This window comes from Streptomyces sp. NRRL S-646, assembly GCF_000720765.1.
Taxonomy (GTDB): domain Bacteria; phylum Actinomycetota; class Actinomycetes; order Streptomycetales; family Streptomycetaceae; genus Streptomyces.
On the sequence record NZ_JODC01000102.1, the window covers coordinates 1 to 346 of the forward strand.

General features: G+C 68.5%; 1 pseudogene. It reads left to right on the forward strand.

The features are described 5' to 3' along the window. Positions 1 to 346, forward strand: a pseudogene (locus IH68_RS59035) (transposase); the annotation flags it as partial.

The window sequence follows — 346 nt, forward strand, 5'->3', positions numbered from 1 at the left end:
TGGTCAGTCACAGGCGCCAGTGCCGGGGATGGGGACCGGCTCTGGCAAGCATTCCTGCGCAGATTCGATCTTGAACACACCTTCAGGATGATGAAGCAGGCGCTGGGCTGGACCGCTCCCAAACTCCGCGAGCCGGCCGCCGCCGACCGCTGGACCTGGCTGGTCATTGCCGCCCACACCCAACTCCGCCTCGCCCGGCCCCTCGCAGAAGACCTCCGCAAACCCTGGGAACGGCCCGCACGCCAAAGGCGCCTCACACCCGCACGCGTCCGCCGAGGATTTCGCCGCCTCCACGGGAAAACCCCTCAGCCGGCCGGTGCTCCGAAAACGAGCACAGCAGGCCCGG